The sequence below is a fragment of the Mesorhizobium sp. CU3 genome, from assembly GCF_006442965.1.
Lineage (GTDB): Bacteria > Pseudomonadota > Alphaproteobacteria > Rhizobiales > Rhizobiaceae > Mesorhizobium.
This window is the reverse complement of record NZ_VFWX01000029.1, coordinates 14,589-38,712: the sequence shown is the minus strand read 5'-3', so window position 1 is coordinate 38,712 and position 24,124 is coordinate 14,589. Positions and strand designations below refer to the sequence as shown.

27 protein-coding genes are annotated in these 24,124 nt (G+C 64.8%); 14 read left to right on the top strand and 13 right to left on the bottom strand.

The genetic code is table 11. The features are described 5' to 3' along the window. Nucleotides 1-244: 244 nt before the first annotated feature. From FJ988_RS30040 to FJ988_RS30030, 3 genes are all read right to left on the bottom strand, one after another. A complete protein-coding gene (locus FJ988_RS30040; protein ID WP_140822895.1) occupies nucleotides 245-589 on the bottom strand; it encodes a DUF488 domain-containing protein in 345 nt (114 codons plus the stop codon). A gap of 79 nt (nucleotides 590-668) precedes the next feature. Beyond that, nucleotides 669-1,925, bottom strand: coding sequence for an aminopeptidase (locus FJ988_RS30035; protein WP_140822893.1), 1,257 nt, complete (start codon nucleotides 1,923-1,925; stop codon nucleotides 669-671). Nucleotides 1,926-2,002: 77 nt separating this feature from the next. After that, a complete protein-coding gene (locus FJ988_RS30030; protein ID WP_140822891.1) occupies nucleotides 2,003-2,917 on the bottom strand; it encodes a LysR substrate-binding domain-containing protein in 915 nt (304 codons plus the stop codon). Between the two features lie 97 nt (nucleotides 2,918-3,014). On the opposite strand from FJ988_RS30030, the gene FJ988_RS30025 reads away from it, so the two are divergent. The 3 genes from FJ988_RS30025 to sbmA all read left to right on the top strand — a co-directional run bounded on the left by FJ988_RS30025 (nucleotide 3,015) and on the right by sbmA (nucleotide 6,107). Beyond that, nucleotides 3,015-3,212 (top strand): hypothetical protein, encoded by a 198-nt coding sequence (locus tag FJ988_RS30025; RefSeq protein ID WP_140822889.1) that lies wholly within the window; start codon nucleotides 3,015-3,017, stop codon nucleotides 3,210-3,212. Nucleotides 3,213-3,568: 356 nt separating this feature from the next. Next, nucleotides 3,569-4,726, top strand: a complete 1,158-nt coding sequence (locus FJ988_RS30015) for a YbfB/YjiJ family MFS transporter (protein ID WP_246688700.1) — start codon at nucleotides 3,569-3,571, stop codon at nucleotides 4,724-4,726. 121 nt (nucleotides 4,727-4,847) lie between these two features. Next, nucleotides 4,848-6,107, top strand: a complete 1,260-nt coding sequence (gene sbmA, locus FJ988_RS30010; protein ID WP_140822887.1) for a peptide antibiotic transporter SbmA — start codon at nucleotides 4,848-4,850, stop codon at nucleotides 6,105-6,107. A 24-nt stretch (nucleotides 6,108-6,131) separates the two neighbouring features. On the opposite strand, the gene FJ988_RS30005 is transcribed toward sbmA, so the two are convergent. Beyond that, nucleotides 6,132-7,142 carry a polysaccharide deacetylase family protein gene (locus tag FJ988_RS30005; protein ID WP_140822885.1) on the bottom strand — a complete coding sequence of 337 codons (1,011 nt, stop codon included), beginning with the start codon at nucleotides 7,140-7,142 and terminating at the stop codon, nucleotides 6,132-6,134. A 203-nt stretch (nucleotides 7,143-7,345) separates the two neighbouring features. Between FJ988_RS30005 and FJ988_RS30000 the strand changes: the two genes are divergently transcribed. Together FJ988_RS30000 and der are read left to right on the top strand one after the other, a co-directional pair. Then, nucleotides 7,346-8,011 (top strand): tetratricopeptide repeat protein, encoded by a 666-nt coding sequence (locus tag FJ988_RS30000; RefSeq protein ID WP_140822883.1) that lies wholly within the window; start codon nucleotides 7,346-7,348, stop codon nucleotides 8,009-8,011. A 6-nt stretch (nucleotides 8,012-8,017) separates the two neighbouring features. Next, nucleotides 8,018-9,451 (top strand): ribosome biogenesis GTPase Der, encoded by a 1,434-nt coding sequence (der, locus tag FJ988_RS29995; protein WP_140822881.1) that lies wholly within the window; start codon nucleotides 8,018-8,020, stop codon nucleotides 9,449-9,451. A 215-nt stretch (nucleotides 9,452-9,666) separates the two neighbouring features. Here the strand turns inward: der and FJ988_RS29990 are convergent, their stop codons facing one another. Beyond that, on the bottom strand, nucleotides 9,667-10,587 hold the full coding sequence (locus tag FJ988_RS29990) for a LysR substrate-binding domain-containing protein (protein ID WP_140822879.1): 921 nt from the start codon (nucleotides 10,585-10,587) through the stop codon (nucleotides 9,667-9,669). A 117-nt stretch (nucleotides 10,588-10,704) separates the two neighbouring features. On the opposite strand from FJ988_RS29990, the gene FJ988_RS29985 reads away from it, so the two are divergent. From FJ988_RS29985 to FJ988_RS29955, 7 genes are all read left to right on the top strand, one after another. Beyond that, nucleotides 10,705-11,970: an MFS transporter gene (locus tag FJ988_RS29985; protein ID WP_140822877.1), complete on the top strand. Its 1,266-nt coding sequence runs from the start codon at nucleotides 10,705-10,707 to the stop codon at nucleotides 11,968-11,970. A gap of 134 nt (nucleotides 11,971-12,104) precedes the next feature. Then, entirely contained in the window at nucleotides 12,105-13,289 is a 1,185-nt protein-coding gene (locus FJ988_RS29980) for a cell wall hydrolase (protein WP_140822875.1), read from the top strand. Between the two features lie 290 nt (nucleotides 13,290-13,579). Beyond that, complete coding sequence (locus FJ988_RS29975) at nucleotides 13,580-13,972, top strand: AtpZ/AtpI family protein (protein ID WP_140822873.1); 393 nt, start codon at nucleotides 13,580-13,582, stop codon at nucleotides 13,970-13,972. Nucleotides 13,973-14,041: 69 nt separating this feature from the next. Beyond that, nucleotides 14,042-14,803, top strand: a complete 762-nt coding sequence (locus FJ988_RS29970) for a F0F1 ATP synthase subunit A (RefSeq protein ID WP_140822871.1) — start codon at nucleotides 14,042-14,044, stop codon at nucleotides 14,801-14,803. 78 nt (nucleotides 14,804-14,881) lie between these two features. Then, a complete protein-coding gene (locus FJ988_RS29965) occupies nucleotides 14,882-15,106 on the top strand; it encodes a F0F1 ATP synthase subunit C (RefSeq protein ID WP_010914827.1) in 225 nt (74 codons plus the stop codon). 62 nt (nucleotides 15,107-15,168) lie between these two features. Further along, entirely contained in the window at nucleotides 15,169-15,750 is a 582-nt protein-coding gene (locus FJ988_RS29960) for a F0F1 ATP synthase subunit B (RefSeq protein WP_140822869.1), read from the top strand. 11 nt (nucleotides 15,751-15,761) lie between these two features. Continuing rightward, nucleotides 15,762-16,253 (top strand): F0F1 ATP synthase subunit B, encoded by a 492-nt coding sequence (locus tag FJ988_RS29955; RefSeq protein WP_140822867.1) that lies wholly within the window; start codon nucleotides 15,762-15,764, stop codon nucleotides 16,251-16,253. Between the two features lie 128 nt (nucleotides 16,254-16,381). Here the strand turns inward: FJ988_RS29955 and FJ988_RS29950 are convergent, their stop codons facing one another. Together FJ988_RS29950 and FJ988_RS29945 are read right to left on the bottom strand one after the other, a co-directional pair. After that, nucleotides 16,382-17,077, bottom strand: a complete 696-nt coding sequence (locus FJ988_RS29950) for a ribonuclease HII (protein ID WP_140822865.1) — start codon at nucleotides 17,075-17,077, stop codon at nucleotides 16,382-16,384. Nucleotides 17,078-17,227: 150 nt separating this feature from the next. Further along, nucleotides 17,228-18,382, bottom strand: a complete 1,155-nt coding sequence (locus FJ988_RS29945) for a PA0069 family radical SAM protein (RefSeq protein ID WP_140822863.1) — start codon at nucleotides 18,380-18,382, stop codon at nucleotides 17,228-17,230. A gap of 213 nt (nucleotides 18,383-18,595) precedes the next feature. Between FJ988_RS29945 and FJ988_RS29940 the strand changes: the two genes are divergently transcribed. Continuing rightward, nucleotides 18,596-19,099 carry a glycosyltransferase gene (locus FJ988_RS29940; RefSeq protein ID WP_140822861.1) on the top strand — a complete coding sequence of 168 codons (504 nt, stop codon included), beginning with the start codon at nucleotides 18,596-18,598 and terminating at the stop codon, nucleotides 19,097-19,099. A gap of 171 nt (nucleotides 19,100-19,270) precedes the next feature. After that, a complete protein-coding gene (locus FJ988_RS29935) occupies nucleotides 19,271-20,239 on the top strand; it encodes a hypothetical protein (RefSeq protein WP_140822899.1) in 969 nt (322 codons plus the stop codon). Between the two features lie 21 nt (nucleotides 20,240-20,260). On the opposite strand, the gene moaB is transcribed toward FJ988_RS29935, so the two are convergent. The 6 genes from moaB to FJ988_RS29905 form a co-directional block, all read right to left on the bottom strand. After that, entirely contained in the window at nucleotides 20,261-20,815 is a 555-nt protein-coding gene (gene moaB / locus FJ988_RS29930; RefSeq protein WP_140822859.1) for a molybdenum cofactor biosynthesis protein B, read from the bottom strand. Next, nucleotides 20,802-21,695: a 4-(cytidine 5'-diphospho)-2-C-methyl-D-erythritol kinase gene (locus tag FJ988_RS29925; protein ID WP_140822857.1), complete on the bottom strand. Its 894-nt coding sequence runs from the start codon at nucleotides 21,693-21,695 to the stop codon at nucleotides 20,802-20,804. Before FJ988_RS29925 ends, moaB begins: the two co-directional genes overlap by 14 nt. 26 nt (nucleotides 21,696-21,721) lie before the next feature. Continuing rightward, nucleotides 21,722-21,907 (bottom strand): hypothetical protein, encoded by a 186-nt coding sequence (locus FJ988_RS29920; RefSeq protein ID WP_140822855.1) that lies wholly within the window; start codon nucleotides 21,905-21,907, stop codon nucleotides 21,722-21,724. Between the two features lie 86 nt (nucleotides 21,908-21,993). After that, entirely contained in the window at nucleotides 21,994-22,851 is an 858-nt protein-coding gene (locus tag FJ988_RS29915; RefSeq protein ID WP_140822853.1) for a S49 family peptidase, read from the bottom strand. Between the two features lie 140 nt (nucleotides 22,852-22,991). Next, entirely contained in the window at nucleotides 22,992-23,789 is a 798-nt protein-coding gene (locus tag FJ988_RS29910; RefSeq protein ID WP_181183725.1) for a tRNA1(Val) (adenine(37)-N6)-methyltransferase, read from the bottom strand. Then, nucleotides 23,789-24,013 (bottom strand): DUF2007 domain-containing protein, encoded by a 225-nt coding sequence (locus tag FJ988_RS29905; RefSeq protein ID WP_140822849.1) that lies wholly within the window; start codon nucleotides 24,011-24,013, stop codon nucleotides 23,789-23,791. Before FJ988_RS29905 ends, FJ988_RS29910 begins: the two co-directional genes overlap by 1 nt. Nucleotides 24,014-24,124 lie beyond the last annotated feature (111 nt).

Genomic DNA, 24,124 nt, shown 5'->3' with positions numbered 1-24,124 from the left:
CAGAGTTTTACGAAGCAAAGGTGAAGTAGGACTCAAATTTAGAAGTCGAGTTCCTTCGCGCCCCCCTCTGTCCTGCCGGACATCTCCCCCACGAGGGGGGAGATTGGCAGTTCCGGCGCCCCACACATCCTGCGCCGTTGGCGATTGGCGAAAGCCGAGGCGACATCTGATCTCCCCCCTCGTGGGGGAGATGTCCGGCAGGACAGAGGGGGGCGCTGTCCCGCCAGCATCTCAAAGTTTACGCCTATAGGTACTCCGCCAGCGCCACGGCATTGTTGTGCGCCTCGTCATGCGCGCTGTAGAGCAGCGTCACCTTGCCGTTGCCAAGCAGTGCGCGCAGTTGCGCCACCGCCTCGCCATTCCCATCCAGCTCCGCCCGATACCGCTTCCGAAACTCCGCCCAGCGCTCCGGCTCATGCCCGAACCATTTGCGCAGTCCGTCACTCGGGGCGATCTCCCTCAGCCAGAGCGTCAGCGTGGCATTCTCTTTGCGGACGCCGCGCGGCCAAATGCGGTCGACCAGCACCCGCTGGCCGTCGGCTTTCGCCGGCGGCTCATAAATGCGCTTCACCGCTATGTCGAAGGCCATCACACCTCCGCTGGCCGAGCAATTCCAGGAAAAGTGTGGAGCGGTTTTCCGTCCGAAATTGCGTAGAACAAGAAGCCTACTAAGCCCACTCGCCCTTGCGCATCACCGGCACGCGGCTGCCGTCCTTGGCGACGCCGTCTATGTCGATCTTGTCCGAGCCGATCATCCAGTCGATATGGATGAAACTCTTGTTGCCGCCGCGCGCGGCGATTTCGTCCTGGCTGAGCGAAGCGCCGTCGACGAAGCACTTTGAATAGCACTGTCCAAGCGCGATGTGACAGGCGGCGTTCTCGTCGAACAGCGTGTTGAAGAACAGCAACCCGCTCTTCGAGATCGGCGAGGAGTGCGGCACCAGCGCGACTTCGCCGAGCCGGCGCGCGCCCTCGTCGGTGTCTAGCACCTTCTTCAGGACATCCTCGCCCTTCGCTGCCTTCGCCTCGACGATCCGTCCGCCTTCGAAGCGCACGGAAATCTCGTCGATCAGCGTGCCCTGATAGGAGAGCGGCTTGGTCGAGGAGACGTGGCCTTCGACACGCCTGGCATGCGGCGTGGTGAAGACCTCCTCGGTCGGGATGTTGGGATTGCAGGTGACGCCGTTCTTGGCCGTCGAGGCGCCGCCCATCCATTCATGGCCATCGGCCAGTCCGACGGTCAGGTCGGTGCCCGGTCCGGTGAAATGCAGCGCATGGAAATTGTGTTCATTCAGCCATTTGGTGCGCTCGGCGAGAGCTGCGTTGTGGGCCTTCCAGTTACCGATCGGATCCTCGACATCGACGCGCGAGGCCGAGAAGATGGCGTCCGCCAGCTTCACCACAGCCACATCGTCGGGCTCGCCCGGAAACACTTGGCGAGCCCAGGCCAGATCGGGATAGGCGACGATGTTCCAGTTGATGTCGAAGCCGGTGATCTTTTCCAGCGCCGGCTGGTAGGCCATCGAATTGGCCTTGTTGGCGCGCGCCACCTTGGCCGGGTCCTGCGCCGACAACAGCGACGGGTCCTCGCCGCGCACCGCAAGCCGCGCCGCATTGTTGGAGAAGGCCTTCGCCATGCCCTCATAGAGCCAGCCGGCGGCGCGGTCGAAACCGGCATCGGCGCCGTAGTGGAAGCGCGCCAGCGTGATCTCGTCATCGTTGAAGATTGGCGTCACCAGCCCGGCGCCGGCCTGGTAGGCGTGCTCGACGATGCGTCGGGTCAAGGGCAGCGCTGCGATCGAGGAGGTCAGCACCAGATCCTGTCCGGGCTGCAGCTGCAGCCCGACCTTGATGGCGACTTCGGCCAGCCTGTCGAGCTTTACCGGGTCGATGCTTGCCGAGACGCCGCGCGAATGTGTGGTCATGATCCTGCCTGCCGTGATGTTGGGGTCTATCCTTACATAGACCGGCGAGGCCGGCCTTTCCACCGCGATCGACTAGGTTAGGCAGCGCTGTCGAGTTTCTGAAACTGCGCCACCGTCATCTCGATCTCCTCGCGGATCCAGGCCTTGAAGTTGCGCACTTTTCGGCTCTCGCTCTTGGTGGCCGAGGTGACCATCCAGTAGCCGAGCCCACTCTCGGCGCGCACGCCGAAGGGCGCGATCAGCCGTCCGTCGGCCAGCGCGTCGGCGGTCAGCAACTGCCAGGCCAGCATCACGCCATGGCCGGCGATCGCCGATTCCAGACAAAGCATCGGGTCGGTGAAGCGCGCGCCCTTCTGGAAAGTGACCGGCTCGACGCCGGCCGCCGCGAACCAGCTGTCCCAGCTGATCAGCGTGCGCTCGTCGGTGATGGCGCAGGTCTGCGCCAGGTCCTCGATCGCGTGCAACCTGCTCGCGATCGATGGCGCGCAGACCGGAAAAATCTCCTGCGCCAGCAGGAGTTCCGCGTTTACGCCGGGCCATGTGCCGTCGCCCATGCGGATGGCGATATCGATGTCGGAATGGTCGAGATCGGCCAGCCGGCCCGAAGCGTCGATCCTGAGCAGCACGTTCTGATGGCGGGAAAAATGCCGCGACAGCCGGGGCAGCAGCCATTTCGAGGCAAAGGCGGGCGCGACCGACACAACCAGCGTGCATTGGCTCGCCTCGTCGGCCAGCGCCACGGCTTGCGCCAACTCGCGAAATCCGTCGCTCAACCGCGCGCTGAACACCGCGCCGAATTCCGTCGGCACCAGCCCACCCGGCGTGCGTTCGAACAGCGCCTGGCCGAGCTGGCTTTCCGTGCGCTTGACCTGCTGGCTGACGGCGCTGACCGAAACGTTGAGCTCGGCTGCCGCTGCCGCCAGCGACCCCAGCCGGGCAACGGTTTCGACGGCGCGCAAGCCGTTGAGATGGACGCGGTTCAGCATGGCCATTCAGTTTTTCTAAACTGGAGCGGCTGAAATCTCAATTGAAACTGTGCGGGCAAAGGCAGATTTTATGGACGCAAGCCATTTCGTGGAGGCAGGTTCGATGAAGATTTTATCTTTGCTGAAAGGGCTTTCCGGCGCCGGATCGAGGCAAGGCCGCCACGACGACGGCGAGATCGCCCGCTGGGTGACCGATCCACTCTCGCATCCGGTGCTCGACACCATGTCGGAGCGCGAGCTCGGCGACATGCCGTTCCGGCTCACCGCCTACCGGACTGTGCACGAAACGGCGAGCTATTGAAGATCGCTCTCCGACGGCGCAAGGACGCTGCGTCCATGGGTGCGTAGCCTGCCATCGTTAGCGCTGCCCCTCATTGCCCTGCCGGGCATTTCTCCCCGTATAGTGACGGGGAGAAAGACACCGGCATCGCCGCTTTCGCCAATTTTCAACGCTGCAGGATAGTCGTTGGGGTCGCGGCCCGTCTCCTTCTCCCCGTCACAATACGGGGAGAAGGTGCCCGAAGGGCGGATGAGGGGCGGCGCTGACATAGGGGATTTTCGGGCCAAACCCCGTGCAGGCGATCCTTATTAAGATCGTCAGGCTGGCCCAACAAAAGCGCATTGTAACAACATCCGCCGCGCCTATTGTGCGCCGCAATGAACGCCTCGCCATCTCCCTTGCGTCTAGCCGTCGCCGGCATGACGGCGCTTGCCGTCGCCATGGGCATCGGCCGCTTCGTCTACACGCCGATCCTGCCCGGCATGATGGAGGAACTGCATCTGACGCCGGCCGATGCCGGCTGGATCGCGTCGGCCAACTACGTCGGCTATTTGATCGGCGCGCTCGCCGCCGCCGGCAACTGGGCGCATGGCCGCGAACGGCTGCTGATGTATTCCAGCCTCGCCGCAAGCGCTGTGCTCGCCGGCCTGATGGGGCTGAACGAGACCATCGCCGCCTTTCTCATCATCCGCTTCCTCGCTGGCCTCGCCAGCGCCTTCGTCATGGTGTTCATGTCGTCGATCGTGTTCAGCCATCTGGTTAGCACCGGGCGCGGTGATCTGCAGGCGCTGCATTTCGGCGGCGTCGGCCTCGGCATCGCGGCATCCTCGGCGCTGCTTGCCGTCCTGGTCACCGAGCATGCCGGTTGGCCGGCGGGCTGGCTTTGGTCGGGCGCCATCTCGCTGGCAGGGCTCGCGCTGGTAGCGCTGCTTGCCGGCTCGACCGGACCCGCCAACGGCGTCGCCGGCCGCGAACCGGCGCTGCCGAGGAACGGGTCGCTGACCAGGATGATCGTCGCCTACGGGCTGTTCGGCTTCGGCTATGTGGTGACGGCGACGTTTCTGATCGCCATCGTTCGTGAGGGCGGCGGCAGCCGCGTCTTCGAGGCGAGCGTCTGGATGGTCGCCGGCCTTGCCGGCTTTCCCTCGACATGGGCTTGGCAGAAGTTCGCCGGCAGGACCAGTCTCTACGCCGCCTATGCCGTAAGTTGCTTGGTCGAAGTGGTCGGCGTCACCGCCAGCGTCGTCGTCAAGGGTGCTGCCGGGCCGCTGATTGCCGGCGTCCTGCTCGGCGGCACATTCATCGCCGTCACCGCGCTTGGGCTGCAGGCGGGACGGCAACTCGCCCCGCAGGCGCCGCGCCGCATCTTCGCGGTGATGACGGCGGCCTTCGGCCTCGGCCAGATCATAGGTCCGATCGCTGCCGGCCTGCTCGCCCAGGCCTCGGGCAACTATGTCGCTGCGTCGATCATGGCGGCGGCCGCGCTGCTCGCCTCCGCCGTCATCGCCTGGTTGGCTGCGCCAAAATCGCCATGATTGGTCGGCTTGTTCGATGCCGGGCATCGGACAAGGCATTTTCTTTCCCCCTAATGTGTGACCTTATGCCCGCCGAGCAGCAACGCCGCTGATTTGCGGTCAGACCGAGGAACCCCGCCCAGTGTTCGTATCCTTCTTCCCGCAGCCGAAGCTCTTCTTCACCTCGGCCGCCCTCTGGAGCCTTGCCGCGATCTTGTTTTGGTTCTTCGGAGGTGAGCAACTGGGAGCGTTGCTTGGGATGCCTCCGGCCTCCCCAGACGCGCCGGCCGTCATCGGCATTGCCGTGTTCATATCGAAGCCATTCCTCTGGTTCTATATCTACTTTGCGGCTTGCGTTGCGATCTTCTACGCTTTCTGGCGCTGGTACGCCCCGCATCCATGGCAAGATTGGTCCATCCTGGTGGCGGCCACTATTCTATTCATGATCTATTTCAACGTGCAGATTAGCGTTGCCGTGAACGATTGGTACGGTCCGTTCTTCGACTACATACAGGGGCTGATTTCGAAAACGGTGGAATCAACGAACATTGAATTCTATGAAAGATTGGCCACCTTCGCCTGGCTGGCGCTGGTTGGTATGAATGTTTCCGTGATCAACAACTTTGTCGTCAGCCACTGGGTCTTCCGGTGGCGCACCGCGATGAACGACTACTTCATGGCGAATTGGTCCAAGCTGCGCCACATCGAGGGCGCGTCGCAGCGTATCCAGGAAGATACGATGCGCTTCTCGCAAATCATGGAGGATTTGGGCTCCACCTTTGTGCAGTCGATCATGACGTTGATTGCATTCCTGCCGGTAATGATCCAACTGCAGACCCACATCAGCGAATTGCCGGTGATCGGAGCCATTCCCCAACCGCTTGTCCTTGCGGCAATCGCCTGGTGTCTGTTCGGAACTGTTGCTGTCATGGTGGCTGGCCTCAAGCTGCCCGGCCTTCAGTTTCGCAACCAACGCGTCGAAGCGGCATACCGCAAGGAACTCGTCTATGGCGAGGACCATGCGGATCGGGCGCAGCCGGCAACGACGGCAGAGCTATTTGCAAATGTGCGCCGCAACTACTTCAGGCTGTATTTCCACTATATCTATTTCAACGTCGTTCGTTACACCTACCTGCAGGCGGACAACATCTTCTCGTTCCTCGTCATGGGCCCGTCGATCGTGGCGCACAGGATATCGCTGGGCGTCCTGAACCAGATACCGAACGCTTTCGGCAAGGTAACCGGGTCGCTTCAGTTCCTTCTCACGTCGTGGTCCACGATCGTCGAACTGCAATCCATTCACAAGCGCTTGCGCGCCTTCGAAGCAACACTTGAAGGCGAGCCACTGCCCGACATCGACCAACGTTATTTGGCCCGCCAAAGTGCGGAAGATCCTGCCTGACCTGGAATCGGAGGGTGGGCGGCTCTAGCCGCCCACCGCCGCCTTTGACTGCCCGGCGCGTTGCCGCGCCACGTAGTCGCGAAAACTGATGCACTCGACGTCGGTCTTCACGCAGACCTCGCCGGCGAAGCGCTCCAGCGCGTTCCAATAGGTACCGCCATTCATCGGGGTGAAGTGGAAGCCGAGCTCCAGCGGCAGCCGTTTGCCGTTATACTGGGCTTCGAAGGCGGCGCGGAACGCTTGGTAGGCGCGCTCGGCGAATGCTCCGTCCTTGTCCGCCCGCTCGAAGCCGCCGGAATGGCGCACGAAGAGATTGTAGTCCATGGCGACAACCGGCTTTGCCTTCGGTCCCTCCGCAATAAGCGGCAGTGCAAAGCGCGTTGTGCCGTTCACCGTCGGCGGCAGGGTAGGGCCTTTCGAGACACCGCTGGCGTCATACTGGAAGCCGGCTTCGGGCAGCGCTTCGTAAAGCGCCTTGTTCGTCGACAGATAGGGCGCGCGGAACCCGACCAACGCATGATGCGCGACATCGCGCCAGCCGGCCGGTTCCGGGATGCCGTTGATCGCAAAGGCGTTTTCGAAGATGCGCCGGACCGACGCGAATTCGGCCAGCCAGTCGGCCTTGCTCCACGCCTTGCCGTCGAAATGGCCGCAGGCATGGCTGCCGATGTCATGGCCCTCGGCGGCGGCCAGCCTTACCTGCTCCAGCCGGTCGGCGACGTCCTGCTTCGAGGCGCCGAAGCCGACATTGGATTTGCCGGCGGCCTTGCCCGGGCCGGTATAGAGCTGGCGCGTGTCCGGCGAGAGCAGGAAGACGCAGGACAAAAAATAGGTGAAATGCGCGCCGGTGCGCTTTGCCAGCGCCCGGCTGCGCTGCCATTGCGAGATCTCGCGCGCCGCGTCGAAGGAGATCAGCACGATCTGCTTGGGCTTCGTCGGGGCTGAGGAGGGCGCTTTCGGCGGATCGGCCAGGGCCGATTGCGCGGCGGCAATCGCGGCAAGACTGAGCGCAAGAACGCGGTACGAACGCAGCATCGGCAACCTTCTGGCAGGACCCTCTCCGGCTGATAGGAAGCCGGCTATCGCGCAAATGTGGCGCCGATGCGTTCCGGCAAGATCGGCGGACTATCTGCCGCTCTGCGCCGATTTTCCCGCTCTCCCCCTTCCATGCCGGCAATTTTTCGCTAAAACGCGGGCTCAACAAGCGCCCCGTCCGGGGCTGAAGTGGTTTTTGATTGATGTCGGACGACAGTTTTATCCGCGAAGTCAACGAAGAGATGCGTCGCGAGCAGGCGCAAAAGCTGTGGGACCGTTTCGGCCCGGCGCTGCTCGGCATCGCCATCCTGATCGTGCTCGGCACCGCCGCCGTCGTCGGCTATCGCTATTGGGACGAGACCCGCGCCAACCGCTCGGGCGATGCTTTCTCGGCGGCGCTCAAGCTTGCCAATGACGGCAAGAACGACGAGGCGATCGCAGCGCTCGACCAGTTGGAGAAGGACGGCTACGGCGCCTATCCGCTGCTTGCTCGCATGCGCGCCGCGACCGTCAAGGCCGACAAGGGCGACGTCGACGGCGCGGTCAAGGATTTCGACGAGGTCGCCGCCGACACCGCCATCCCCGGCGGCATCCGCGACATCGCGCGTCTGAGGGCGGCGCTGCTGCTCGTCGACCACGGTTCCTACGCCGATGTCGCCAGCCGCGTCGAGGCGCTGACCGCCGACACCAACCCGCTGCGCAGCTCGGCGCGTGAGGCGCTTGGCCTTGCCGCCTGGAAGGACGGCAAGTCGGCCGATGCGCTCAAACTGTTCGACCAGATCTCTTCGGATGACGGCGCCCCGCGCAATGTGCGCCAGCGGGCAACGCTGATGTCCGAGCTGATCCGCGGGTCGGGCAACGCCTCGTGACCCCGGATGTCGTTCAAAGTCGCCATCATCGGCCGGCCTAACGTCGGCAAATCGACTCTTTTCAATCGGCTGGTCGGAAAGAAGCTGGCGCTTGTCGACGACACGCCCGGCGTGACGCGCGACCGCCGCGTCCATGCGGCAAAACTCTATGACCTCCATTTCGACGTCATCGACACCGCCGGTTTCGAGGATGCCGCCGCCTCGACGCTGCCCGGCCGCATGCGCCAGCAGACCGAGATCGCCATCCGCGAGGCCGACCTGATCTTCTTCACCGTCGACGCCAAGTCCGGCCTGATGCCCGACGACCGCACCTTCGCCGAGGTGGTGCGCAAGTCCGGCAAGCCGGTCGTGCTGGTCGCCAACAAGGCCGAAGCCCGCGGCGCGCAAGGCGGCCTGCTGGAGGCCTGGGAGCTCGGCCTTGGCGAGCCGATCCCGGTCTCGGCCGAGCACGGCCAGGGCATGCCCGATTTGCGCGACGCGGTGGTCGAAGCGCTTGGCGAGGAACGCGCCTTCGGCGAGGACGAGGAAGAAGACGGCAGCGACGAGATCGCCGCCAGCGAGGTGCTGATCGGCGAGGACATCGCCGATCCGGACGCCGAGCCTGCTTATGACGACACCAAGCCGCTGCGCATCGCCGTCGTCGGCCGCCCCAATGCCGGCAAGTCGACGCTGATCAACGCGCTGATCGGCGAGGAGCGGCTGCTGACCGGCCCGGAAGCCGGCATCACCCGCGATTCGATCTCGGTCGACTGGGACTGGCGCGGCCGCCGCATAAAGCTCCACGACACCGCCGGCATGCGCCGCAAGGCCAAGGTGCAGGAAAAGCTCGAGAAGCTCTCGGTGCAGGATGGGCTCCGCGCCATCCGCTTCGCCGAGATCGTCATCATCGTGCTCGACGCCACCATCCCCTTCGAGAAGCAGGACCTGCAGATCGCCGATCTCATCATCCGCGAGGGCAGGGCGCCGGTTATCGCCTTCAACAAATGGGACCTGATCGACAACCCGCAGGAACTGCTGGCCGAGTTGCGCGAAAAGACCGGGCGCTTGCTGCCGCAGGTGCGCGGCATCCAGGCGGTCACCGTCTCGGCCGAGACCGGGCGCGGCCTCGACAAGCTGATGGAAAGCGTCATCAAGACCCACAAGGTCTGGAACAGCCGCGTCTCGACCGGCAAGCTCAACCGCTGGCTGGAAGGCATCCTGGCACATCATCCGCCGCCTGCCGTCGCCGGCCGCCGGCTGAAGATCAAATATGTCACCCAGGCCAAGACCCGCCCGCCGGGCTTCGTCGTCTCCTGCTCGCGCCCGGACGCGATGCCGCAATCCTATGTGCGCTACCTGACCAACAGCCTGCGCGAGGCCTTCGACATGCCCGGCGTGCCGATCCGCATGGCGCTGCGCACCTCGGACAATCCGTTTGCGGGGCGCGCGAAGAAGCGGTGAGGCTTTGGGAAGCGCTTCCCTGCGGTCGTCATCCACGGGCGAAGCAAGGAGCGAAGCGACGCGCGCAGACCCGAGGATCCATGCCGTGACTTAGAGGCGCCGCGACGATTCAGAATTCTGCACCTCTGCACTCTTTGGTCGACGTAACGGAATGGATCCTCGGGTCTACGCTCCGCTTCGCGTCGCTCCGCCCGTGGATGACGAACAGTGTGGGCCTAAGCGACCTCCCTCAACCTCTCAGTCCGCGCCCCTTCCGGCAGCGCCTCCATCGCCGCTTGCAAAAGGATCTCCGCCAGCCGCGCTGAGACCGGATCGAGCTCGGCATCCTTCTGGTGCAGATGCAGCGCCAGCTTCGGCAAGGCGGGCAGATCGAGCACGCCTGGCGCGACCGCCCGGACAGTGGCGGGCAGGCCGATGTCGGTGCGGATGGTCAGGCCAAGGCCCGCCGCCACCGCCGCCCAGATGCCGCCGAGGCTGGGGCTGGAAAAGGCCAGGCGCCAGCCCTTGCCGGCGCGGTCGAGCGTCTCCGTCGCCACTGTGCGCAAAAGGCAAGGCGCCTCGAACATCACCAGCGGCAGCGGCCCGCCATCGCCCGGGCCGACGGCCATCGGCTTAGCCGGACCGATCCAGCGCGTCTGCACCTCGGCGACACGGCGGCTGTAGGGAGGCAAGGTTGCGCCGTCATGCCAGGCAAGCGCGATGTCGAGGTTGCCGGAGACGACGCGATCCGCCAGCTCGTGGCTGCGGCCGATGCGCGCCTCGATGCGCACCTTGGGATGGGCGCGCGCGAAGCGGCCGAGCACTTCGGGCAGCACCGTTTCGCCGAAATCCTCCTGCAGCCCGAGCCGCACCCAGCCTTCAAGCTCGACGCCGCGAATGGCCGAAGCCGCCTCGTCGTTGAGCTCGATCAGCCGCCGTGCATAGCCCAGCATCGTCTCGCCGGCCTCGGTCAGTGCCAGGCCGCGCCCGGCTTTGCGGAAGATCGGCGTCGCTGCCTGCTCTTCCAGCTTTTTCAGTTGTGCGCTGACGGCCGATGTCGAACGTCCGAGCCGCTCGGCCGCCTTGGCGAAGCTGCCCAACTCCATGCCGGTGACGAAGGTCCTCAACACGTCCAGATCGAATGTGACACGGTGCATGGTATTGTCCTAATTTTCAGGATCGTTTGTCAAAAACTTCCTGATTTTATGGATGATGCTATGGCGCTACATCCCGTGCGTCAAGGCCGCTCGCCGGCCGTCACGGGAATGAGAATCATGTCCGCCATCGTCACGCGCGCCGAATGCCGACTAGGCAAAACCACCGTTGCTCCTCCGCGTTTCGGGCCGAACCACCGCTGGAAGGTGCTTGGTATCGGCGTTGCCGCCAATGCCGGTTTCTCCGCCACCTTCTCCGGCATCCCCGCCACCGCGGTGGTGATGCGACAGGGCTATCACCTCGACAATACCCAACTCGGTCTTGCGCTCGGTCTGCTCGGGCTCGGCGTGGCGCTCAGCGAACTGCCCTGGGGCGTGCTGACCGATCGCTGGGGCGATCGCCGCGTGCTTCTGACCGGGCTCGGCGCGACGGCGGCATGGCTGTTGATCATGGCGCTGCTCGTCGTGCCGACGAAAATGGCCATCCCTGGCGCCGCGCTGCTTTCGGCGAGCCTGCTGGTCGCCGGCCTGCTCGGCGGCAGCGTCAACGGCTCCAGCGGCCGCGCCATCATGGGCTGGTTCGCAGAAGGCGAGCGCGGCTTCGCCATGAGCATCAGGCAGACCGCGGTGCCGATGGGCGGCGGGCTTGGCGCGCTCGTCCTGCCCTCGCTTGCCTCGGCATATGGCTTCGCTGCCGTCTTCGGCCTGCTGGCGTCCGCCTCCGCGCTCTCGGCCTTATTCGCCTGGCGCTGGCTGCATGAGCCGCCGACGGAAGCGGGTAGCCATGTCGCGGCTGCTTCGACCGGGCCGGCGCCACTGCGCAACATCGAGGTCTGGCGCATTTCGACGGCGATCGGCCTGCTCTGCTTCCCGCAGGTCGCGGTGCTGACCTTCGCCTCGGTCTTCTTGCACGACTTCGCCGGCATGGGCACGCTTGTAACCAGCGCCAGCCTTGCCGTCGTACAGACCGGCGCCATGACGATGCGCGTCTGGAGCGGCCGCTACACCGACCGCCACGGCAATCGCCGGTCCTTCCTGAAGCTTTGCAGCGCGCTCAGCGCCGCGGCGTTCCTGCTGTTATGGCTGTTCGTGCTCGCGGCCGGCCGTCAGCCGGCGCTGATTACGGCGTTACCCTTCATGGTCGTCGTCGCCGGCATCTCAGTCTCGGCCTGGCATGGCGTCGCCTATACCGAACTCGCCACGCTGGCCGGCGCTGGCCATGTCGGCACCGCGCTCAGCCTCGCGAACAGCTTTGTCTTCATCGGTTTCTGCCTGGTGCCGATCGCCATTCCGTGGCTTCTGCTGGTCTTCGCCTGGCAAGGCGTGTGGCTGGCGGCTGCCATCTGCGCGGCGATCGCCTGGCCGATCTTCCTGCGCCAGGTATGATTCTTCGCCGGCTCCCTGAGACGGGGAGCCGGCTGGCCACCTGCATGAAGACAAGATGATCGATGTCGTTAACTCACCATCAAGGTTAATGCTTCATTTTCGCTCTCCGGGTCAGTAGCGTTCTGGAGAGTTCCGTGCATCGACGCGTTGCAAAGCGGCTTGTCGCCGCCGCCGTTGCGAAAAGACGTTCCTTCCTTCCGCCTTTGGTTCTTGGGCTCGGCATCTGGGTCGGCTTTCCGGCGGAGGTCGGCTATCAGGACATGACCAGCCTGGTGTCCGGGCTGGAAGCGCCGAATACGCGCTGGAACGCCTATGTCGAGAAGTCCGCCGCCGGCTCGGTGCATGCGGCCGAAATGCCCTTCGTCGATTCCACCACCACCGGTTCGCTCTCCGGCTCCGGCGTCAATCTGCCGGGCGTCGGCACCGTCGCATTCCGTGGCAAGGGCAGCGCCGCAGGCGCGACGCCCGACGAGGACCGTGTCGTGCGCGCCGACAAGAAGGGGCGCCTGGTGCAGGTGTCGCCAGTCGCGCCGCCAAAGAATTTCAGCGCCGGCTCCATCTTCGAGCGCACCTCCTCGCTGATCCGCCCCAGCCTGGACAGCGGCCTGAAGCTGACCTTCGCCAAGCCCGGCATCAAGGGCAAGGAGGTGCAGATCGCCCAGGCCTTCCACCTGCGCGAGGACAAGAAGCCCGATCCGGATCTGCCGGCGGCACTGATCGCGCTCGTCAACAACGACAAGCCGGACGTCCTTGCCACCGCCTATGCCCAGGCGGCGCCCGACTACGCCAAGGCCTCGCCCTTCGAGGCGCTGCTGCAGGACGAGCAGCCGAACGATGGCCGCTTCATCCCGCCGATGGGCAAGGGCGATCATGCCTGGCTGCAGAACCCGCTGCCGGCGAGCGTCTTTTCCAAGCCCGAACAGGCCTGCCTCGCCAAAGGCATCTATTTCGAGGCCCGCAGCGAGCCCGTCCGCGGCCAGGCGGCGGTGGCGCAGGTGATTCTGAACCGCGTCCGCAACCCGGCCTATCCGAAAACCATCTGCGGCGTCGTCTACCAGAACGACGACTGGTTCAATCGCTGCCAGTTCTCCTTCGCCTGCGACGGCAGGAAGAAGGTCGTCACCGACCAGGCCTCCTATAAGACCGCGCAGGAGGTCGCCATGGCGGTGACGGCCGGCAAGATCTTCATTCCCGAGGTCGGCTCCTCGACGCATTACTACGCCAACTACGTCCATCCGGGCTGGGCGCGCGCCATGCACCGCATGACCAAAATCGGCCTGCACATCTTCTACCGCACCTATGGCGGCGGCTGGAGCTGAGCCGGCTGGGCGGCTCGAGCCGAGCCGCCTAAGCGATGCCTCCGGCGCCCCTTCCTCCGGTGCCCGGCATGCCTCCGCCTGAGCGACTTGCCGCGCGGATTCGCACCGTCGCCTCACGCGGCCGTGAAGGGCACGATGTCGCACTTTGATAAGATATTGATTTATATAAGAAAAATACATCGCTTCGAAGTTCGGTCCGTGGCTTGACGGGCGCTGACCCTCTAACTATGTTGCCGGCGACTTTACAAGCGGACGGACGGTAAATCGTCTGCTCGGGCAGGGGGGTTGCGATGGCCGACAAAACCGGGCCAGACGGAACCGGAGAAACCGGCCGCGGCAGGCAGCCAGAAGCCACCATCCGCGACGACGAACTTGAGCGCCGCCGGCGCAGTCTCGAAGCATCGCTTGCGACGAGGCGGCCGGACCGGCCCGAGGGGAAAGACGAAGTGAAAGCCGCGACCGGTTACGGTCAGGCGCTGAAGCTGTCCAGCGAGTTTATCGCCGGAGTGGTGGTCGGTGTCGGCTTGGGCTGGTTCATCGACCGTCTGGCGGGAACGGCGCCATGGGGTCTGATCGTCGGCCTGTTGCTTGGCTTTGGTGCCGGCGTGCTCAATGTCCTGCGTTCGGCGGGACTTGCGTCGGAATTCGGTCAAGGCGGCCAGCCGCGCGAACCGAAGAAATGACATCAGGCGCCTGAAGGCGCTAAACAGAACTTGTGAAGAAGCCGATCGTGGCTTTGACGGGGATTTAAAGTGGCTGCTGCTGACAAGGTCGATCCGATCCACCAGTTCCAGATCCATCCGCTCATCCCGATTCACATCGGCGGCTACGACGTTTCCTTCACCAATTCCGCGCTGTTCATGGTCGTGACCATCGTCCTCGCGTCGGGCTTCCTCTACATGAGCACCGCCAGCCGCGCGCTGATCCCGGGCCGCCTGCAGTCGATTTCCGAAATGGCTTACGAGTTCGTCGGCAACATGCTGCGCGATGCCGCCGGCAAGCAGGGCATGCAGTTCTTCCCGCTGGTGTTCTCGCTGTTCATGTTCGTGCTGGTCGCCAATCTGATCGGCTTGTTCCCTTATTTCTTCACCGTCACCAGCCACATCATCGTCACCTTCACGCTGGCGATCCTGGTCATCGGCACCGTCGTCGTCTACGGCTTCGCCAAGCACGGCCTCGGCTTCCTCAAGCTTTTCGTGCCGCATGGCGTGCCGGGCCTGCTCTTGCCACTGGTGGTGGCGATCGAAGTTATCTCCTTCGTCTCGCGTCCCGTCAGCCTCTCGGTTCGTCTCTTCGCCAACATGCTGGCCGGCCACATCACGCTGAAAGTGTTCTCGGGCTTCGTCGTCAGCCTCTCTGCGCTCGGCGCCGTCGGCATCGCCGGCTCGGTGCTGCCGCTCGCCATGGCTGTCGCGCTGACTGCGCTCGAGTTGCTGGTCGCCTTCCTGCAGGCCTATGTCTTCGCGGTGCTGACCTGCATGTATCTCAACGACGCCCTGCACCCGGGCCACTGATCGATTTCAACCGGCGCTTCGGCGCCAGCATACCCAACGTACCAACCGCAACGATTACGAAAACCACAGGAGTTCGACATGGAAGTAAATGCAGCAGCTGCTATCGGCGCCGGTATCGCTTGCCTCGGCATGGGCGGCGCGGGCATCGGCCTCGGCAACATCTTCGGCAGCTACCTCTCGGGTGCGCTCCGCAACCCGTCGGCTGCCGACGGCCAGTTCGGCCGCCTGATCTTCGGCTTCGCAGTGACCGAAGCTCTGGGCATCTTCTCGCTCCTGATCGCTCTGCTCCTGGTCTTCAAGTAAGACTCAAGAGCTGACGCTAGGGGTCGCATGGTGCGGCCCCGCCACGTGGACAGGGGAATGAGATGTTCGTGACATCTGCCTATGCGGAAGACACCGCGCCGGCCGCGGCCGAAGGCGAGACGCATGCAGGCACCGCTGTGCCCGCCGAGGAGCATGGCACGTTCCCGCCATTCAATCCCGCGACCTTCCCGTCGCAGATCCTGTGGCTGGTCATCACCTTCGGGCTTTTCTACCTGTTCCTGAAGCGGGTGGTGATGCCGCGCCTCGGCGCCATCATCGACGTCCGTAACGATCGCATCACCCAGGATCTCGACCAAGCCGCAAGGCTGAAGGGCGAGGCCGATGCCGCCGTTGCCGCCTATGAGCAGGAATTGGCCGAGGCCAAGGCCAACGCCAACAAGATCGGCCAGCAGGCGAGCGACGCCGCCAAGGCAGACGCCGAGGGCACGCGCAAAAAGCTCGAGGCCGAGCTCGAGAAGAAGCTCGGCGAGGCCGAGGCGAGCATCGCCTCGATCAAGGCCAAGGCTATGAAGGAAGTCGGCACCATAGCCGAGGACACCACGTCGGCCATCGTCGAGGCGCTTGTCGGCGGCAAGGCCGACAAGAGCGAGGTCGCGGCAGCGGTCAAATCCGCGAGCCGGTGAGGAGCGAGATCATGGACGCTACATCACTCGCGACGCTCTGGGCGACCATCGCCCTGATCATCTTCGTCGGTGCCGTCATCTATCTGAAGGTGCCGGGCATGCTAACCAAGTCGCTCGACGCCCGCGCGGCCAAGATCAGCAGCGAGCTGGACGAAGCCCGCAAGCTTCGCGAAGAGGCCCAGCAGCTGCTCGGCCAGTATCAGCAGAAGCGCAAGGAAGCCGAGAAGGAGGCCGCCGACATCGTCGCCGCGGCCAAGCGTGAAGCCGAGTTGCTGGCCGCCGAAGCGGCCAAGAAGACGGAAGACTATGTCGCGCGCCGCACCGCGCTTGCCGAGCAGAAGATCGCCCAGGCCGAGCGCGAAGCCGTCAGCGAAGTGCGCGCCTCCGCCGTCGACATCGCGGTCGAGGCAGCCCGTGGGCTGCTTGCCGCCAAGGTCGACGCCAAGGCCGGCGCGGATCTGTTCAAGTCGGCGCTGGATGACGTGAAGGCGAAGCTGAACTGAGCTGATTTCGCAGTTCGAGATCAAAGCCGCCTGGGCAACCCGGCGGCTTTTTTGTTGTTTGAAAAGGGAGCGGCGCGCCGTCGCTGCCAATCTCCCCCACGAGGGGGGAGATTGGCAGCTTCGCCGTCTCACTCCAATCCGGCGAAACTTTCTTCCTCAACCACCTCCGCCCCACCCAGCCGGAACGGCGCAAACGATGCGCGGTGCAATCTCGCCACTGGTCCATGCGTCTCGATCGCGCTGCGGTGGCGGACCGTCGCATAGCCCATGTGAACCTCGAAGCCGTAATGCTCGTGGTGGCCGCCGCAGCCGCACATCATGCGGTCGCGCATCACCTTGGCGACGATGGATGCCGCGGCGATCGACTGCGAGCGCTGATCGCCCTTGATCAGCGCGCGGCCTTCGCAAGCGAGCCCGGGCGGGATGTCGCGGCCGTCGGCAAGGGCGAGCTTCGGCCTCAGCGACAGGCCGGCGGCGGCGCGGCGCATCGCTTCCAGGCTGGCTTTGAGGATGTTGCTGTTGTCGATGCCTTCGGCGCTGATCGAGGCCATCGAGACGCTGAGCGCCGAGCCAAGGATCTTGAGAAACAGCGCCTCGCGCTGCAAATGGGTGAGGCGCTTCGAATCGTCGAGGCCTTCCGGAATGTTGGCCGGATTGAGCACGACGGCAGCCGCCACCACCGGGCCGGCGAGGGGGCCGCGGCCGGCTTCGTCCATGCCGGCGACTGGCCATAGCCCGTCGGCCATCGCCTTGGTCTCGATCGAGAAGTCGGGCTTCTCGACCATTTCAAAGAGAAGCGGAGAATCGGAACGCGCGCGAGCCATGGTGCGGCGAGGTTCGCATCGGCTCCGATTCTCCGCAAGTCCCTCCGGGTCGGATGGGGCGTCGGACCAGGGAGGGCACCGTCTCACGGCCGGGGGGCAGGGGGCCGGACGGGATTCTTTATCGCCGGCCCCTCATGGCCGGCGCAGTCTTCACAAAAGCATCAGCTGCTCGCCGGCGCCGGAGCCCGCGACGAACTGGTCGACGCGAAGCTGCCGCCGCTCGGCATTGAGGCCGAGCCGCTTGGCCGCCATCTCGAAGCGGCGACCGATCTGCCAGGCATAGGGACCGGCGCCCTTCATGCGCTTGCCCCATTCGGAATCGTAGTCCTTGCCGTCGCGCATCGAGCGGATCAGCGACATCACATGCCGGTAGCGATCCGGGTAGTGCCTGAGCAGCCAGTCCTTGAAGATCGGCGCCACTTCGAGTGGCAGGCGCAGGATGACGTAGCCGGCTTCCCTGGCCCCGGCGGCTCTGGCCGAATCGAGGATGCGCTCCATCTCCGGATCGGTCAGGCCGGGGATGATCGGCGCCACCATCACCGAGGCAGGAACGCCGGCATCGGACAGCTGGCGGATCGCTTCCAGCCGCTTGGTCGGGGTCGACGCGCGTGGCTCCATGGTGCGCGCCAGCATGCGGTCGAGCGTCGTAACCGACAGCGCCACCTTGGCAAGCCCTCGCTCGGCCATGCGCGACAGGATGTCGATGTCGCGCGTCACCAGCGCCGATTTGGTCACGATGCCGACCGGATGGCCGCGCGCCTCCAGCACCTCGAGGATCTCGCGCATGATGCGGTACTGCTTCTCGATCGGCTGGTAGGGATCGGTGTTGGTGCCGATGGCGATGGTGCGCGGCTGGTAGCCGGGCTTCGACAATTCCCGGTCCAGCATGCGCGCCGCGTCCGGCTTGGCGAACAGCTTCGATTCGAAATCGAGCCCCGGCGACAGGCCCATGAAGGCATGCGTCGGCCTGGCGAAACAGTAGACGCAGCCATGCTCGCAGCCACGATAGGGATTGATCGAGCGGTCAAAGGAAATGTCCGGCGATTCGTTGCGGGTGATGATGGTGCGCGGCTTTTCCACCTGCACCTCGGTCTTGAACGGCGGCAGTTCTTCCAGCGAATTCCAGCCGTCGTCGAACACGTGCCGGCTGACCGGCTCGAAGCGGCCGGACGGGTTGATGCCGGCCGAGCGCCCGCGGTTGCGGTCGGGCCGCACGCGCATGCCGCTCTGCTCGATCATCGCATTTGCCATCTCGGCCCTGCCTGCTCCGAAAGCAGCAAGGTCGGCACGCACGATCTGTTCCATTTTCGCCCTTTCCCAGGGACTGTCCGCGGGCTGTCGAATCGCTCTGTTCATGAAACTATTCCTATTTTCCCAATGAGAACAAAGCAAGAACTTTTTGCGTTGCAATGCACAACTGGCGCAACGCCCGGCTTTCCGCTATTCGTCTCTTCGATAGAGAGGGAGCATGATGTTTTCCGAAAACCGCCTCACACGTTTCGGTATCATCCTCTAGCAATGCTCAGCGTTCTGATCGAAACCAGGAATGACGAAGAGGGCCTTGCCCGCACGCTCGCCTCGCTGATCGGCGGTGCGGTCGAGGGCGTGGTGCGCGACGTCATCGTCTGCGATGCCGGCTCGACCGACCAGACGCATCGCGTCGCAGAGCACGCCGGATGCAACTATGTGGCGGGCGGCATCGCCGCCGGCATCGGCCAGGCCAAGGGCGACTGGCTGCTTGTCCTGGAGCCCGGCGCGCGGCTTGCCGAGGGCTGGATCGACGAAGTCGTCGCCCATACCGCAAGACAGACCATGCCGGCGCGTTTCTCGCGCGCCAGAGCCAACCGCACGCCGTTCCTGGCAAGGGTGTTTTCGGGCAATCGCGCGCTGGCCGAGGGTCTCGTCATCAGCAAGTGCCAGGCCGCAGCACTTGCCAAAAGCGCACGCGGCGCCGAAGCGCTGGCCCGCGGCCTCGCCACCAGAAGGCTGCACGCCGAGATCTGGGTCGCGCCGCCAAAGTGATTTCTATCCAGAAGTTTTTGTGGGAAAATTTACCGCAACCGGCGTTGTTGTGCATTGCACAAAATCTGCCGTTGGGTTAGCATCCTCTTATGCGGGAAAATCGGGTTTGGGTAATGCCGGAGCGGCGAGATGCCGACGTTCGAGTCGGGCGCCGCCTTTACGAGGACCCTGATGCATACCCCCGACAATTCCGGCGCCGCCAGTCTGGAAGCCATTGCCCGCAACGGCAGCCTGTTTCGCCGCATCGCCGTGCGCATCCCGACCTATCTGACCGACCTTCGCGAGAACCCGGCCTGGCTGCCGATGTTCGTTCTGGCGCGCACCATGCCGGGCCGCCGCATGCACTGGCTGGGCGCCAGACGCGCCCGGTCGCTCGACTATGCGGGCGAGACGATGTTTACCGGCGTCGACCGCGAAGCCGTGGTCGATGCCTTGCGTTCGGACGGGCTGTTTTCAGGTTTCGTGCTGCCGCCGGCGATCCATGAGGAGATCGCCGCCTTCGCGCGACGTACGCCTTGCTTCGGCAATTTCGACCGCCGTCTCGAATTCATGCCGCAAGACCATGCCGGGGCCGAGAAGCGGTTCGGCCGCTCGCTGCTCAGCGGGCATTATTTCGAGCGCATTCTCGATTGCCCGGCGGCTTTGGCGATCCAGAAGGACCCGCTGCTGCTCGATGTCGCCGGGCACTATCTCGGCGGCCAGGCGAAATTGATCACCACGCGCGTCTGGTGGAGTTTTCCGACCTGCAAGGCGTCGGACGCCGACAAGAACCTCGCATCGCTGGGCAAATACCATTTCGATCTCGACGACTGGCGCATGCTGAAGTTCTTCTTCTATCTGGTGCCGGTCGATGCCGGCACCGGCCCGCATGTCTTCGTGCGCGGCAGCCACAAGCGCCGGGCGCTCAAGCACCAGCTGACGCTTCTGGTCGGCCACCCGGCCGAGGACGTTCTTTCCGTCTACGGACAGCAAAGCCCGGTAACGCTCACCGGCGAGGCGGGCCTCGGCTTCGTCGAGGACCCGTTCGGCTTCCACATGGGCACGGTGCCGGCGACGACGCCGCGCCTGATGATGGAGGTCGGCTTCGGCGTCTCGAAACCGTCGCGCCGCCGTTTTCACGGCGAGCCTGTCATTCGCTAAGCGCTTGGTCCGTGAGGCCGGCTATCCGGCCTTGCCGCCGCGCCGCAAATGCTCGTCGAGCCTGGGCATGATCTCGACGAAGTTGCACGGCATGTGGCGGTAGTCGAGCTGTGCCTTGATGATGCCGTCCCAGGCGTCCTTGCAGGCGCCGGGCGAGCCCGGCAGCACGAAGACGAAGGTGGCGTTGACGACGCCGCCGGTCGCCCGGCTTTGGATCGTCGAGGTGCCGATCTTGTCGTAGGAGATGCGATGGAAGACTTCCGAAAAACCGTCCATGCGCTTTTCGAAGATCGGCTCCAGCGCTTCCGGCGTCACGTCGCGGCCGGTGAAGCCGGTACCGCCCGTGGTGATGACGACATCGATTTCCTTGTCGCGTGACCAGCCCAGCACCTTGTCGCGGATTTTGTCGCGGTCGTCGGTGACGATATCGCGGGCCGCAAGCATATGGCCGGCCTCCGTGATGCGGTCGGCCAGAGTCTGGCCGGATTTGTCGTCGGCAAGGCTGCGCGTGTCGGAAACGGTGAGCACCGCGATGCGCACCGGGATGAAGGGCCGGCTCTCTTCAAGCTTCGCCATCGGTCGCCTCCATGCTGCGCGTCGCGGCGACGAACCAGTCGGGATGGCGTGCGCGGATCTCGACCGCCGCGCGCTTGGCGACATTGCCGGTCTCGAACAGGCCGAAGCATGTGGCGCCCGAACCCGACATGCGCGCGAAGGCGGCATCGGCTTTTCTAAGCGCCTTGAGCGCTTCGCCGATCGCCGGCTGGATCGTGCGGGCGGCAGCCTCGAGATCGTTGCGCGTCGTCTCCAGCCAGTTGCGCACAGCGTGGAAGTCGAGGCGCTTCGGCAAGGGCGGCAGCGCCTCGTTATCGCGCCTGGAGAGCGCCTTGAACACGTCGGGCGTCGAGACGGCGACGCCCGGATTGACCAGGACCAGGCCGAGCGACGGAAAGCCGGCCAGCGGCGACACCTCATCGCCGATGCCGCGCGCGACCAGCGGCTTCGCCTTGAGGCACATCGGCAGGTCGGCGCCGAGCGTGAGACCGATCCGGGCGAGCGACGTGTCGTCGATGTCGAGCTTCCAGAGGCGCGCCAGACCGTTGAGCGCGGCCGCTGCGTCGCTGGAGCCGCCGCCGATGCCGGAGGCGATCGGCAAGTTCTTTTCCAGCCGGATGGCGACCGGCGGCGTCTTTCCGGCGCCGATTTCGCGGCGTAGCGCGTCGCGCGCCTTCACCACCAGGTTGCCGTCGTCAAGCGGCAGTCCTTGCGCATAACGGCCGGTTATCGAAAACGCGTCCTCATCGGCCGGCTCGATCTCCAGCCGGTCGCCGAAGCGGGTAAAGACCGCAAGGCTGTCAAGAAGATGATAGCCGTCGTCGCGCCGTCCGGTGACATGCAGCGCCAGGTTGATCTTGGCCGGCGCAAGCCAGGTCCGGGACAAAGTCTCGGGTTCCAAAATGTCGGCTGCTGGGGAAATAGCGCTTAGTCCTTGGCCAGGCGGTATTCGCCGGTCTTCGGATCCTTGACCAGCGTGCCCATCGTGCCGTTGGCCGTCTGTTTTTCGGTGCGCCGGATTTTTGCCGTCACGCGCTCAGCCTCGCGCACGAAAGCGCGGTACCCGAAATAAGCGGCGACGCCGACAACAGCGAAGAAGATGATCTGCGGCATGTCCAACACTCCTCCCGCGTTCCCGCGGCAAGGCCGGCCATCAAGGGCTCGGTCAAGCGTTCATGCTAGCGGCTTTTGTGGCTTTTTCAAAGCCCGAAGCGAGCCCATAGCGCGCGCTCTTCCGCCGCATCGATGACGCCGCTGGCTGCGGCGGCCGCGATGTCGGGCGCCGAGAGACGCGAGCCGAACAGGCCGAAGCGGCCGAAAAGCCCGCGCGGCGCGGTGATCAGCTTGAGCTGCGTCTTGGCGCCGAAGCGCGTCTTGAGCACGCCGCGCATATCGCCCAGCGCATCGACGAGGCCGAGATCCAGGCCGCGCTTGGCGGTCCAGAACAGGCCGGTGAACAGGTCCGGATCGTCCTTCAGCTTGGTTCCGCGCCGTTCCTTGACCAGGTCGATGAAGGTCTCGTGCACTTCGAGCTGCAGCGCCTTCAGCCGTTCGACATCTTCCTTCTTCTCCGGCTTGAACGGGTCGAGCACGGCCTTGTTCTGGCCGGCGGTGTGGACGCGGCGCTCGACGCCGATCTTCTTCATCAGTTCCGGGAAACCGAAGGAGGCCGAGACCACGCCTATCGAGCCGACGATCGAGGACGGGTCGGCAAAGATCTCGTCGCCGGCGACCGCGATCATGTAGCCGCCCGAAGCGGCGACATCCTCGACGAAGACCAGCACCTTCTTGTTCTTTTCCACCGCCAGGTCGCGAATGCGCTTGAAGATCAGCCGCGACTGCACCGGCGAGCCGCCCGGCGAATTGATCGAGATGGCGACCACCGGCGCGTCGAACAAAAACGCCTTTTCGATCAGCCCGGCCGTCGAGGCGAGCGACAGGCTCGGCCGGAATTGTCCGCCGCCGGCCATGATCGTGCCGTGCAGCCGGATGACCGGAATGGTGACGACGCTGGAGCGCCAGGATTTCGGCAGCAGACGGTTGAAGAGGCGTTTCACGAGGCGGATGTCTCCTGACAAAGTGCAAAGGAGCAAGATGAGATCAGGTAGGTTGGTTTCTGTTCACGGACGCGGGTCATCTTGCTTGAGGCATGTAGGAATTGGCTGGCCAACCGCAATGCCGCATTGCCGGGCAGCAATCAATCGCCGAACAGCGACGCCAGCCCGTTATTGATCATTTCGGTCCGTTCGGTGGGCTCGTTGCCAGATGGTCCATGCAGGATATGCGGCGGCCGGATCGCCAGCTTGCCGCGCGCGCCGAGCCTGGCGCGAACGACGATGCGGATCGCGGCTTCGTCCGGGCGTGGGTGCACGCAGAGCAGTTCGGCATCGCCGAAGCGGCCTTCCAGCGCATCGAGGATGCCGACGAGCTGTTCCGGCCGGGCGATGACCGCAAGCCCGCCGCGCGGCTTGGCGACGGCGGCAGCACTGCGGATCCAGCTTTCGAACAACCCGTCCTCCACCACATGCGCCTCCCGGCGCAGCGCATCAGGCGTGGCGCGGTCCTCCGCCGCGTTGAAGGGCGGGTTCATGATGACGAAGTCGAAGGAATTGTCGGCGAGGCCGGCAGCGACGCGGGCGCGGCCGGTGAGCGTGACGTCGGCGCTCAGCACCGAGGCGCGGTCGCCGAGATGCGCATTGCCGGGATGGGCAAGCGTGGTGGTGGCAAATGCCGTCATCTCGGCGGAGCGCTCGACAAGCACCGCCCGCGCTTCCGCGCAGCGCGACAGCACGGCAAGCGCCGCCGCACCCGCGCCGGCACCGAAATCGGCAAGCCGGCCGGAAAAGCCGGACGGCACGGCGGCCGCCAGCATCATGGCGTCCATGCCCGCGCGATGGCCGCCCCGGCCTGGCTGCACCAGCCAGAAGCGGCCGCGATGGAAGGCATCGACCGTGTGAGCCGGCGTGTCCGGGGCAATGGCGCTGGGTGCTGCCATTATTTGCCGCGGATCTCGTTCTCGATGCCCGCGTCCTTGAGGATGCGGCGCGCTGCCTCGGCCTTCTCGGCGTCGACCATCACGCGCTTCGGCAGAAGGCCGATCGACCCTTCGAGAACGCTCATATTCTGGTCGGCCACGAAGCAGGCGATGCCGGCGTCGCGCATGAGCGATTCGACAAAAGAGATGATGACGGCGTCATTGGTGCGCACAAGCTCGATCATGGAATGAAATTCGCAGGTTAGGGCGTTGATGTAAACGCGTGCCTTGGATAGACGCCTGATCACCCGCGCCAATTCGCCTCTTGCCGTGCCCGCTTGTAGCGCCCTAGAGTC